We start from the raw sequence: 13,047 nt of genomic DNA, 5'->3' as shown, positions 1-13,047 counted from the left end.
CTTTTATTGTTCATCGCCTGTTCTTTTGGTTATTTTTTTTAAAAGATTTGTTAATTGATTCACCTTATTTCGTAACCTACCTTCTTCCTCATTAACACGTATAAACTCTTCTGAAATGGGCTCTGTACTTTCATCTTTTATTAATGTTTTACCATCGGCTAAAGTTCCAAAAATGTAGTACAGCCCCGGAATAACAATAACTCCAAACAATGTTCCTAAAAGCATACCACCCATGGCTGATCCACCAATGGTACGGTTACCAATAGCTCCGGCTCCTGTTGCAATTACTAACGGAATTAACCCGGCAATAAACGCAAACGACGTCATTAAAATAGGACGGAAACGCGCTTTAGCACCTTCGATGGCTGCTTCTAAAATGGTTGCACCCTCGCGTCGCCTCTGTACCGCAAACTCTACAATTAATACGGCATTTTTACCGAGTAGTCCGACCAGCATGATGAGCCCGATTTGAGCATACACATCGTTTGCTAAGCCCATACCTTTAAGCAATACAAACGACCCGAAAATACCAACCGGTAATGATAAGATTACAGCTAATGGCAATAAGAAACTTTCGTATTGTGCAGCTAAAACGAAATACACGAAGATTAATACCACCGCGAAAATGTAAATGGATTCGTTTCCGCGGTTTGCTTCATCGTAAGTCAATCCTTCCCAGGCAATATCGTAGCCACGTGGTAACACCTCAGCAGCTACTTCTTTAATAGCATTAATTGCATCTCCACTGGTGTAACCCTTAGCCGGTAACCCACGAATAGCTGCCGAATTGTACAGGTTATATCGTGTAATCTCGTTAGGCCCCAATTGTTTTTCTAAAGTCATGAATGCTGAATACGGCACCATGTCTCCTTCTTCATTCTTCACATAAAGTTTTTCTAAATCTGAAGGTATTCTGCGGTATTCCGGTGCAGCCTGCGTATATACTTTAAAGAAACGACCAAAACGAATGAATCCTTGCTCGTAAGTACTACCTATTAAAATATTAAGGTTTTCCATGGCTTTACCAATGGTTACCCCTTTTTGCATGGCTTTTTTATTATCAATTTTTAAATGATACTGCGGATAATTTGCAGAATAAAACGTAAACAATCCAGTTAACTCTTTACGAACTGATAACGCATCTAAAAACTGATTATTTATGCGTTCGAATTCATGATAATCGGTAGAATTGGTTTTATCTAATAAACGCATAGAGAAACCACCTGAAGACCCGAAACCTGGTACTGCCGGCGGCTCGAAATACTCAATAACCGCACCTAAATCTCTGGTTTCTTCCTCTAACTCTTCCATGATTTCGTGTACCGAATGATGACGTTCGCTCCATGGTTTTAAGTTAATTAAACAGGTCCCCGCGTTCGATCCACGACCTTCGGTCATAATCTCGTAACCTGCCAAAGATGATACCGACTCTACGCCTTCGGTTTCTTCACATATTTTTTGAAGTTTTCTGGCCACCTCGTTAGTACGCTCTAAGGTTGCTCCCGGTGGTGTTTGAATAATGGCATAAATCATTCCCTGATCCTCACTTGGAATAAATCCTGCCGGTAACGATTTATTGGCAAAAAAGATACCTACACAGAACGCAATTAACATTCCGAAGGTTAACACGCGTCTGGCTACAATTTTATTCAACACGTTAACATAACGTCCGGTAAGTTTTTCGAAACCGCGGTTAAACCAATCGATAAATTTATCTATAGGTGATTTTTTTCTTGGTTTACCGTGGTTGTTTTTCAACATCATGGCACATAAAACCGGTGTTAATGTTAATGCTACGACTGCTGAAATAATAATCGATCCCGCCATAGTAATCGAAAACTGACGATAGAACACCCCAACAGGTCCTGTCATGAATGATATTGGTAAAAATACCGACACCATCACCAAAGTAATAGCAACAATAGCACCTCCAATTTCACTCAAGGCTTTGTATGATGCCTGATAAGGCGTGAGATGTTCTTCTTCCATTTTCAAATGGACGGCTTCCACCACCACAATCGCATCGTCGACCACAATACCAATCGCCAATACCAAAGCAAATAGGGTAATTAAATTTATGGAAAGCCCGAACATTTGCATGACAAAGAAGGCTCCGATTAAGGATACCGGTACCGCAATAATTGGAATTAATGTTGATCGCCAGTCACCTAAAAACAAGAACACTACAACAGCCACTAAAATAAAGGCATCCCGCAAGGTATGAAGCACTTGTTCGATAGATGCATCTAAGAAATTCGATACGTCGTAACTGATTTTATATTCTATTCCCGGAGGTAAATCTTCTTCTAACTCTTTCAATTTATCTTTAACAGCATCAATAACATCACTACCGTTACTGCCGAAGGTTTGTTTTAAGACAATAGACGCTGATGGATTTCCATCTAAGTTGGAATAAATATCGAAGAACTCACTACCAAGCTTTACTTCGGCAATATCGGCAAGCCTTAAAGTTTCGCCTTCTTCATTTGCTCGAATAATAATGTCTTTATACTGTTCTGGTTCGCTATATCGGTTTTCATAAGTCAACACATATTCTAATGACTGCGAAGCAATCCCAGAACTTCTTCCTAATCGACCCGGTCTGGCCAGAATACTTTGATCCTGCATGGCTTCCAGGACCTCTTCTGCCGAAATATTATAGGCACGCATACGGTCTGGTTTTAACCAAACTCGCATCGCGTATTTTCTACTTCCTAAAATCTGAGCACTGGCAATACCATTAATACGTTGAATCTCCGGGATAATTTTAGTGTATGCATAATTGTAAAGGAACTTCTCATCGTTATCTTTTTGCTTACTAAACAAGTTCACATACATTAACATACTTGGCTGAACCGGTGTAATAATTACCCCCTCACGTTGTACCAGCTCCGGTAATAAAGGCATAACCTGGTCGACACGTGTTTTTACCCGAACTACCGCCTGGTTGGGATCGGTTCCCGGTTCGAAAATAATACGCAGTGTTCCTTCGCCGGCACTGGTGGCATCAGATGCGATATAACGCATACCTTGAACCCCGTTAATTGCTGTTTCTAAAGGAATAAGCGTGGAGTTCACCAAAACATCGGCACTAGACCCCGGATAAGCAATAAAAATATTTACCGTGGTAGGTGCTATTTGTGGAAACTGAGAGATGGGCAGCTGCTTGATAGCGAGCAAACCCGTAAATACGATAATTACCGAAATGACGATAGCCAGCACCGGTCTTTTTATAAATTTCCTAAACATAATGTTGTAAGTTTTTTAAATTACTCTGCATACATATCTAAGCCCGCCATAACCACATTAGGTTTTTCAAACTTGACATGAATCTTTTCACCATTTTTCACCATTCTAATACCTTCAAGTAGCACATTATCTTTAGTAGACAATCCTTTTTGAACAATGAATAGATGTGGTAATTCGGCTTCTATGGTAATTTCACGTTGTCTTACGACATGGTCTTTATCGATAACAAAAACATACTTTTTGTCTAAAATTTCGAAGGTCGCTTTCTGCGGAATAATCATGGCTTCGTTGTAAGGTACTTTCATAAGAATACTTCCGGTTTCACCATGTCTTAAAATCCCTTCCGGATTATCGAAAGTTGCTCTGAAAGCAATATTTCCGGTTTCATTATTAAATTCTCCTTCAATTGTTTCCACTTTTCCATCGTGCGGAAACTTTTTATTATTGGCCATTAAGAGGCTTACCTCTTTCGCACTTTCCTTAGAATGATTCATGATATAATCTAGATACTCGGCTTCAGGCACATTGAAGTATACCCACATTTTGCTGTTATCTGATAAAGACGTTAATAATTCACCTTCATCAAGCAAACTACCTTCACGGACATGCAGGTGATCCATAATACCATCAAACGGCGCACGGATATCTGTAAAGCTTAAATGTGTTTCTGCCAAGGCAACTTCAGCTTTAGCTTTATCGAAATTAGCTTTACTCATATTTAATTCGTTTGCAGAAACCACATCGTTATCGGCTAACATTTTTGTGTTTTTATATTCAATTTCTGCAACTTCTGCTTCCGCCTTAGCTTTTTGTAAATCGGCCTGATACACGTTAGGCATAATGTCGAACATTTTCTGTCCTTTTTTTACCGTCTGCCCTTCATCAACATGAATCGCTTTTAAATATCCTTTTTCCAATGCTCTTAATTCTATATTTCTGATAGAATGAATTTGGCACACGTAATCTTTTGTTATTGTGGTGTCCATAACCACAGGATTGGTTACTAAAAAGGCAACTTCCTTTTCCTTTTTTTCATGTTTTGATTCGCAACTAGTTGATAGTAACAAGGCGCACATACCTGTTACCAATAGAAACTTTTTTGTCATCTGTTTATAGGGTGTTTTGATTCAGATTAAAACGCACCGAAGCATAGCGCAGCTCATAACAAGCCAATAGCCTTGCCACAATGCATTTTGTAATAATTAATAAATTTGGTTTGCTTATTTCCAGAATATAGAGATACAAGCAGGCATTCCTTTTTTGTGATAAAAAAGAATGTAATTTGGCATAAGTTTGCCAGCAATAAGACCCTTTTTGGTCTTATTCAGATTCTATATTCTAAATACCTGGAATAAAATGTGACGCTTACTAAAGAGCGTATAGCAAAAAAGCCCGTTAGGAATCAGGCTTTTGTTATTAATATTGTAGTAATGTTCTGAAGCTAAATGAAATACGGTAAACGCATTATCCTGCCCTATCTTTTTTGAAAGTGCCTTTTCACTCTCTTCAATTTCTATTTCGGTAACCTTTAAATCTAATGACTCATCTGAAGTTGCATGAGTAAAATTTAACTGGTGATCAGCTGAAACCTGATTAGAATGGTTATGCTTAATGCATGGCAAACAATGGTTGTCTTGCTCAATTACATTAGCATACAACTGATTATATCCGTTTAAAACGAATACAAGGAGAAAAAGAAGATATTTAAAAAATGCTTTTTTCATTCAGGAAAACAAAACTATATCGGGTTATTTAACTAAACAAAAGGTTTGACATAAAAATTTGTTAAAATGACAATTAATATTATTTTGATTTTTTTGAAACTAAAAAACTATCAATAAAGCATTTAACAGTCTAAATAAAAACAAAATTCTAAAAATAGAAGCCAAAAGTTCCTGTTACACCGAATTTTCGAGCATCAGGATTGTCGAAATAATTACCTCTGAAGTTAAAATCTATTCGAAACACTTTAAAAATATTTCCAATTCCAAAGCCATATTCATAATAGATTTCATTACTAGGAGCAATTAACGGAACGGCATATGGATTATCTGTAGTATTTAAAGCTATATTTTCGTCTGAAAGTTCTCCCCAGGCACTTCTAAAACTTACAATTTCACGCCAATTAAGTTTTCTTAGAAACGGAATTCTTGAAAATAAACGTCCGTTAAAATTATGTTCTACATGAAACGACGCATACGTGTCGGTAACAAACTCATAATAATCAAGTTGTGAAAAGGTGTTGTAAATTGAAAAATACGATTGATTTCCGGGCACGATACTTAATAACCCAAGAGGTACCTCTCCTATCGTTTTACCAGCTTCAACCACGGTAGTTAAACGGCCAAAACCACCAATTTGCCAAGGTTGTGTGTATGAAAATTGCAATTTTGTATAATCGAAATCGCTGTTAAAAAACTCTTTATCACCTCTCGTTACCTGCGCAAAAAGGCTCGCATAATCATCATTGGCATGTAAGCGTTCAACCCCGAAACCTGTCATTTTTCGTTTTGGAAAATAAGACACCGACAGCGAAGATTCAAATTGTTTAATTTCAGAAGCTATGCCGTCTTCCGTATTATAATCTAAACTAAAGGTTGGTGATGCCGATTCTAGAGTTCGATAGTTTCCACCTATTTTGAAAACCACATTCTTTAACGGTTCGGTTTCGATATACAAACTCGTTAAATTAATACTAGTTAGTTTATCATTAGGTCCTGTAGTGATCAACCCAGAGGAAGCAAAACTTCTACCCAATACATCGGTATTAGTCGTTAAATTCACCCCGATTTGCTCTACATCGCGTCTGTTTCCGGCAGAAATAATAAATCTATTCTTTTTATCTAAAAGCCATTTTCCTGAAAAGCCATACTTAAACTTATCATCTTTAAAACCATAGGCTAGATACCCTTCTAAACGCCATAAATCATTTTTACCAAAATAGGTTCTACCTCCAGTTCGGATACGAACGCCCTCAACCTCATTAAATCCGAAGCTTGAAAAAATAGGTCCGTAATCTAATGGCAAGGTATTGAATTCGATATAACCCGACGTTAAAATGCTTCCTAAATTATAAAGATGTTTAAACTTCTTAACTGTTTTTAAGGTGTCTAACATTTTATAAACCCCTTTTTCATCTTTATTTAAAGCTTCCATTCGGTTTGCATCCCAGAAAGCATCATCCCGATCGTAAACATCCTGATCGTAATTAAAAACTTCGTCTTCGTAAAACTTCTTATCCTTGGTTATATCGAATTTATAATTATTGAATAAAGTAGTTCGTTTTCCATAAATACCACGTGCCTCTTCTTTTTTCTTAAAAGCAAAATCAGACATCATATAATCGCGTTTCACCAGAAATACAGAATCACTCACTACCTCAAATTCCTGTTCAATATAAATATCTTTAACCCAGTTTATATTCGCACTTTTAGAGGCCTGAAGATTTATTTCTTTTATGGCATAGGTTGAATCGGCCACCCAGAAATCGCCTTTAAAAGTCAATTCGTTTTTGCGTCTTGGATAATATTTAATATTGTAGCACCATTTGTTATCTATATAAGCACTATCCATTAACACATAATTATACGTATTAATTCCTGTGCGTGACAAAGGACTCACGAAGCTTTTGTCGAAAAACTTCATGTAGTTTTCATAAATATTATAATCGGAATACAGGTCATCTACAAAATCGATAATTACCTGATTATCGCTGAAACCAGAGTTTTTATTTCCGTTTAAAACTTCCTTTTCTTTACTTATTATATTATCACCGTAAACCGTAGACACGGCTTCATTAATAAAGATAGGTAGATAGGTTTTACCTGTAACATTAGAGGTATCGACTTCTTCGAACACAAATTCCATCCCTCGAAATAGTTTACTTTTTATAAGTGCACTATCTATGGTGTTAATGTCGAATTCTACTTTTTCGTATTTATCGTATTGGTACTGGTTATACAATCGCAAACCATTTTTACGTTTGTGTTCCCAAATTTTTCGAAGAATATCAATCGCCGGATTGTTCTTTTTAGATTGTTTACCAGACACAATTAATACCTGATCTAATTGCGCTGCTTCTTCTTTTAATATGAACTTTAAATTATAATTGACTTTTTTCTCTAACGGAATAACTAAGGTTTCATAACCAATGAAGGATAATGTTAAGGCTTCCCAAGTTTCGTCGGATTCTAAATAAAATTTACCATTCTCGTCGGTAATGGTTCCTTTCGTAGATCCTTGAAACAATACGTTGGCAAATGAAACCGGCTGGTCGTATTCATCGAACACATAGCCACTAACCTTTGTTTGAGCAAAGGCCGTAATCATTCCGAAATAAAAAAATATAAAAAGTAGTCTTAAGTTCATATTACAAAAAAAACTTCACCAACAGTTATGTTGATGAAGTTTATATAACGTAAAAATAATATTTTTATTTATACAATACCTTCTTAACAGCCTTAATAACATCTTCGCTGTTAGGAAGCCATTCTTCTAATAACACCGGTGAATAAGGGGCTGGTGTATCAGCAGTATTGATTTTTACAATTGGAGCATCTAAATAATCGAATGCCTCAGATTGTACCACATAAGTAATCTCAGAAGACACGTTAGCAAAAGGCCAGGCTTCTTCTAAAATAACTAATCTGTTTGTTTTCTTTACCGATTCTAAAATCGCTTTCTTATCCATTGGACGAACGGTACGTAAATCGATAATTTCACAAGAAATACCTTCTTTAGCTAATTCATCAGCAGCTTTAAATGCTTCTTTAATGATTTTACCAAAAGACACGATAGTTACATCGGTACCTTCGCGCTTCACATCGGCAACACCAATTGGTAAAACGTATTCACCTTCTGGCACTTCACCTTTATCTCCATACATTTGCTCACTTTCCATGAAAATAACCGGATCGTCATCACGGATAGCCGCTTTTAATAATCCTTTTGCATCGTAAGGCGTCGATGGTACGATAACTTTTAAACCTGGCGTGTTAGCAAACCAGTTTTCGAAAGCCTGTGAGTGTGTTGCTCCTAACTGTCCTGCAGACGCTGTTGGCCCACGGAAAACGATTGGACATTTAAATTGTCCACCAGACATTTGTCTGATTTTAGCAGCATTATTTATAATCTGATCAATTCCAACAAGAGAAAAGTTAAACGTCATGTACTCTACAATCGGTCGGTTACCAGTCATTGTAGATCCTACAGCAATACCCGCAAAACCAAGCTCTGCGATAGGTGTATCGATTACACGCTTTGGTCCAAATTCATCTAACATTCCTTTTGATGCTTTGTAAGCACCATTATACTCTGCTACCTCTTCACCCATTAAGTATACGCTCTCATCACGACGCATCTCTTCGCTCATGGCTTCGCAGATAGCTTCTCTAAATTGTATTGTCTTCATTAAATCTATTTTAATTCGAGTCACAAAAATAGGAATAAAAGCTATATTCTTATTAAAGAATTATTTAAAATTTATTATGCATGCATAATAAATATTCAGAATAAAATAATTAACTTCGTAGCCGCAACCAAAATAGACTTATTAAATAAAAATTATTATGAAATGAGCCGTAGCAAAAAGTTAACTTCAACTGAATGTTTACAGGCGAATTCCATCTGACCTTTACATAACAACTAAAAAATAATACAGATGAAAATATTAGTGTGCATTAGTCATGTTCCAGACACTACATCAAAAATTAATTTTACCGATGGTGACACAAAATTCGACACCAATGGTGTTCAATTTGTGATTAACCCAAATGATGAGTTCGGACTAACTCGCGCCATGTGGTTTAAAGAAAAACAAGGTGCCCATGTAACCGTGGTTAACGTTGGTGGTGCTGAAACAGAGCCTACACTTCGTAAGGCTTTAGCGATTGGAGCCGACGCTGCCATTCGTGTTAACACCCCTGCTACCGATGGTTTTTCTGTTGCTAAACAGTTGGCAAATGTGGTAAAAGATGGTGGTTACGATTTAGTAATTGCCGGTCGCGAATCGATTGATTACAATGGCGGAATGGTTCCGGGAATGATTGCCGGATTAACCAACGCTAACTTTATAAATAACTGTATAAAACTAGATGTTGAAGGAACATCGGTAACTGCGGTAAGAGAAATTGATGGTGGAAAGGAGACTGTTTCTACATCTCTACCACTTGTTATTGGAAGTCAAAAAGGACTTGTAGAGGAAAGCGATCTCCGCATTCCAAACATGCGTGGTATTATGATGGCACGTCAAAAACCTTTAACTGTTGTAGATCCTGTTGATACAATTACAGAAACTGCTTCTGTAAAATTCGAAAAACCAGCTCCAAAAGGTGCGGTTAAATTAGTATCTCCAGATAACCTAGACGAATTAATAAGCTTACTTCATAACGAAGCTAAAGTGATTTAATTAACCTTCAAAAAAACAAAACCAACATGTCAGTTTTAGTATATACAGAATCAGAACAAGGAAAACTTAAAAAAGTAGCATTCGAAGTGGCTTCTTATGCTAAAGCCGTTGCCGACCAGTTAGAAACAACGGTAACTGCAATTACAATAAATACCGACGACACTTCTGCTTTAGAGAATTACGGTGTAGATAAAGTATTATCCGTTTCAAATAGTGAATTAAATACTTTTAATGCCAAAGGATATGCCGAGGCCATACAGCAAGCAGCAGAAAAAGAATCATCTAAAGTTGTCGTATTAAGCTCAAGTGCTAACAGTAAATATTTAGCTCCACTTTTGGCTGTGTTTTTAAACGCAGGATATGCTTCAAATGTTATTGCAGCACCTTCAAATACTGCTCCATTTACTGTAAAACGTAATGCCTTTACAAATAAGGCGTTTGAAGATATGGCTATCAGTACAGACGTAAAAATCGTTGGTGTTTCCAGTAATGCCTTCGGATTAGTTGAAACCTCAGGAAGTGCTACTACTGAAGCCTTCTCTCCTTCTATTACCGATTTAGGAATAAAAGTAGAGTCTGTTGATAAAGCTTCAGATAAAGTAAGCATTGCCGATGCCGATATCGTGGTGTCTGGTGGTCGCGGACTTAAAGGTCCTGAAAACTGGGGTATGATTGAAGAATTAGCCGATGTTCTTGGTGCTGCCACCGCCTGCTCAAAACCAGTATCTGATTTAGGTTGGAGACCACATGGTGAGCACGTTGGTCAAACCGGTAAACCAGTCGCTTCAAACTTATATATTGCTATTGGAATTTCTGGGGCTATCCAGCATCTGGCTGGTGTTAACGCTTCAAAAGTTAAAGTGGTTATTAACTCCGATCCGGAAGCTCCTTTCTTTAAAGCTGCCGACTATGGGGTTGTAGGTGATGCCTTCCAGGTTGTACCTGAACTTATTGAAAAATTAAAAGCGTTTAAAGCTCAACAATAAATTATTTTTTATAAATTGTATAGTTTTAAAGAACTGCTTAAATTGGCATTATATTCGTAAATCTGCCCAAGGCAGTTGCTAAAGTCCTAATTTAAGCAGTTCTTTGCGTTTTTTATAACATATGAGTTTAGTAAGATTAAATATTAAAGGAATTTCTTATAGCCAGACACAAAATGGTGCTTATGCATTGATTTTAAATGAAGTAGATGGCGACCGAAAATTACCTATCGTGATTGGTGCTTTTGAAGCGCAATCTATTGCTATTGCTTTAGAAAAAGAAATTCGTCCTCCAAGACCATTAACACACGACTTATTTAAAAATTTTGCCGACCGATTTGATATTGTTGTAAAACAGGTAATCATTCACAAATTGGTTGATGGTGTTTTTTACTCAAGTTTAATCTGCGAACGCGATAAAATTGAAGAAATTATTGATGCCAGAACCAGTGATGCTATTGCCTTAGCATTGCGTTTTGATGCTCCTATTTTCACTTATAAAAATATTCTGGATAAAGCTGGAATATATCTTAAAGTAAACCCTAAAAAAGAAGACGAAGAAAACGACGAATCTCAGGATAGCATTCTTGTTGATGATTTGTTAGCCGACGAAGTAGAGTCTACAAGCTCTTCGCCTCGTGAAAACTATAAAGGAAAAACTTTAAAGGAATTACAAAACTTACTCGATGAAGCAGTTGCTAATGAAGACTACGAAAAAGCAGCACATATTCGGGATGAAATTTCTAAACGGGAATAACCCTCAAACAACTTAAGTATACTATGAAACACGTATTTTTGTCATTTGCCCTAATTCTGTCATTACTTACTTCAACAGCCTTAGCACAAAGCAAAAATACACCACCCGATAGTATTCAAACTGAAATAGCAGAACCGACTGCTTCTCAAATCGATTCTTTAACTCCAACGACTTCAAATTCTGAAGAAATTATTGTAGTTGAAGAAACAGAAACTACGGTTAGCTCACCTATTGTTCCTAGTCAAGGCTTCTCTTTTAGTAGCCTTTTGCGAGGTGCCTTAGGCATGCTATCGTTAATTTTTATCGCTTTTTTATTCAGCAGCAACCGAAAAGCTATCAACTGGAAAATTGTAACAATAGGTTTAGCCTTTCAGTTACTAATCGCTTTTGGAGTCTTGAAAGTTGATTTTATAAAAACCGTATTCGAATTTATTGGTGGATTGTTTGTTTCTGTACTTGAATTTACAAGAGCTGGAAGTAAATTTTTATTTGAAGGCTTGGTTGTTGACATGGATACCTTTGGTTATATTTTCGCTTTTCAGGTACTACCAACTATTATATTCTTTTCAGCTTTAACCTCTGTACTTTTCTACTTAGGCATCATTCAAAAAGTAGTAAAAGGCATGGCGTGGTTGCTTTCTAAAGCATTAAAAATTTCTGGAGCGGAAAGTTTAAGCGTTGCAGGAAATATCTTTTTAGGTCAGACTGAAGCACCACTTTTAATTAAAGCCTATTTAGAAAAAATGAATAAATCTGAAATGCTTTTGGTTATGATTGGCGGTATGGCAACTGTTGCAGGAGCTGTACTTGCGGCATACATTGGCTTTTTAGGTGGCGACGACGAAGTGATGCGTTTATTCTACGCCAAGCACCTTTTAGCCGCATCGGTTATGGCTGCTCCAGGCGCCATTGTAATTTCTAAAATACTATATCCGCAAACCGAAGATGTGAATACCGATGTTTCAGTTTCTCAGGAAAAAATTGGTGCTAACTTTTTAGATGCCATTGCCAACGGAACTACAGAAGGATTAAGACTTGCTGTAAATGTTGGTGGTATGCTTTTAGTTTTTGTGGCTTTCATTGCCATGTTTAACGGTATTTTAGGTTGGCTTGGCGATGTCTCCACTTTAAATATTTGGATTACTGAAAACACAAGTTATAACAGCTTATCAATCGAGTTAATTTTAGGCTATGTTTTCGCACCTTTAATGTGGCTTATTGGCGTTGCTAAGGAAGATATGATGATGATGGGGCAACTATTAGGAATCAAATTAGCTGCCAGCGAATTTATTGGATACATCCAACTTCGCGACTTAAAAGATGCTGCCAACGGTGTTCATTTAACTTACGAAAAGTCAATCATTATGGCCACCTATATGCTTTGTGGTTTTGCCAACTTCGCCTCTATTGGCATTCAAATTGGAGGTATTGGTTCTCTTGCTCCGGGACAACGTAAAACCTTATCAAAATTCGGGATGAAAGCCTTAATTGGAGGAACTATAGCATCTCTTGTTTCAGCTACCATTGCTGGTATGATAATCGGTTAATCTTTCCATAAGCCCATCGTTAATAACTTTAGAATAAATTAAAAGAATTTCAAGTCTTTAGCTTACCGCTTTTTTCTATTTTTATCCCTTGAAAACTGGTCGCTT

General features: G+C 36.9%; 9 protein-coding genes. 4 read left to right on the top strand and 5 right to left on the bottom strand.

From position 1 onward, the window contains the following. Positions 1-3 precede the first annotated feature (3 nt). The 5 genes from R1X58_RS08105 to R1X58_RS08085 all read right to left on the bottom strand — a co-directional run bounded on the left by R1X58_RS08105 (position 4) and on the right by R1X58_RS08085 (position 8,659). On the bottom strand, positions 4-3,249 hold the full coding sequence (locus R1X58_RS08105; protein ID WP_240573685.1) for an efflux RND transporter permease subunit: 3,246 nt from the start codon (positions 3,247-3,249) through the stop codon (positions 4-6). A 20-nt stretch (positions 3,250-3,269) separates the two neighbouring features. Next, positions 3,270-4,355 carry an efflux RND transporter periplasmic adaptor subunit gene (locus tag R1X58_RS08100; protein WP_240573686.1) on the bottom strand — a complete coding sequence of 362 codons (1,086 nt, stop codon included), beginning with the start codon at positions 4,353-4,355 and terminating at the stop codon, positions 3,270-3,272. A gap of 225 nt (positions 4,356-4,580) precedes the next feature. Beyond that, positions 4,581-4,973, bottom strand: a complete 393-nt coding sequence (locus R1X58_RS08095) for a hypothetical protein (protein WP_240573687.1) — start codon at positions 4,971-4,973, stop codon at positions 4,581-4,583. Positions 4,974-5,121: 148 nt separating this feature from the next. Next, complete coding sequence (locus R1X58_RS08090; protein WP_394804320.1) at positions 5,122-7,617, bottom strand: DUF5686 and carboxypeptidase-like regulatory domain-containing protein; 2,496 nt, start codon at positions 7,615-7,617, stop codon at positions 5,122-5,124. Between the two features lie 64 nt (positions 7,618-7,681). Beyond that, the gene (locus tag R1X58_RS08085; protein ID WP_240573689.1) at positions 7,682-8,659 is read right to left on the bottom strand and encodes a pyruvate dehydrogenase complex E1 component subunit beta; all 978 of its coding nucleotides are present in this window, start codon (positions 8,657-8,659) and stop codon (positions 7,682-7,684) included. Between the two features lie 249 nt (positions 8,660-8,908). Between R1X58_RS08085 and R1X58_RS08080 the strand changes: the two genes are divergently transcribed. The 4 genes from R1X58_RS08080 (at position 8,909) to R1X58_RS08065 (ending at position 12,942) form a co-directional block, all read left to right on the top strand. Then, on the top strand, positions 8,909-9,655 hold the full coding sequence (locus R1X58_RS08080) for an electron transfer flavoprotein subunit beta/FixA family protein (RefSeq protein ID WP_240573690.1): 747 nt from the start codon (positions 8,909-8,911) through the stop codon (positions 9,653-9,655). A gap of 26 nt (positions 9,656-9,681) precedes the next feature. Further along, positions 9,682-10,641 carry an electron transfer flavoprotein subunit alpha/FixB family protein gene (locus tag R1X58_RS08075; protein WP_240573691.1) on the top strand — a complete coding sequence of 320 codons (960 nt, stop codon included), beginning with the start codon at positions 9,682-9,684 and terminating at the stop codon, positions 10,639-10,641. 121 nt (positions 10,642-10,762) lie between these two features. Then, entirely contained in the window at positions 10,763-11,395 is a 633-nt protein-coding gene (locus R1X58_RS08070) for a bifunctional nuclease family protein (protein WP_240573692.1), read from the top strand. A gap of 23 nt (positions 11,396-11,418) precedes the next feature. Next, complete coding sequence (locus tag R1X58_RS08065; protein WP_240573693.1) at positions 11,419-12,942, top strand: NupC/NupG family nucleoside CNT transporter; 1,524 nt, start codon at positions 11,419-11,421, stop codon at positions 12,940-12,942. Positions 12,943-13,047 lie beyond the last annotated feature (105 nt).

Origin of the sequence: Aestuariibaculum lutulentum, assembly GCF_032926325.1 — a bacterium.
GTDB classification, from domain to species: domain Bacteria; phylum Bacteroidota; class Bacteroidia; order Flavobacteriales; family Flavobacteriaceae; genus Aestuariibaculum; species Aestuariibaculum lutulentum.
This window is presented reverse-complemented; position numbering and strand designations above follow the sequence as displayed.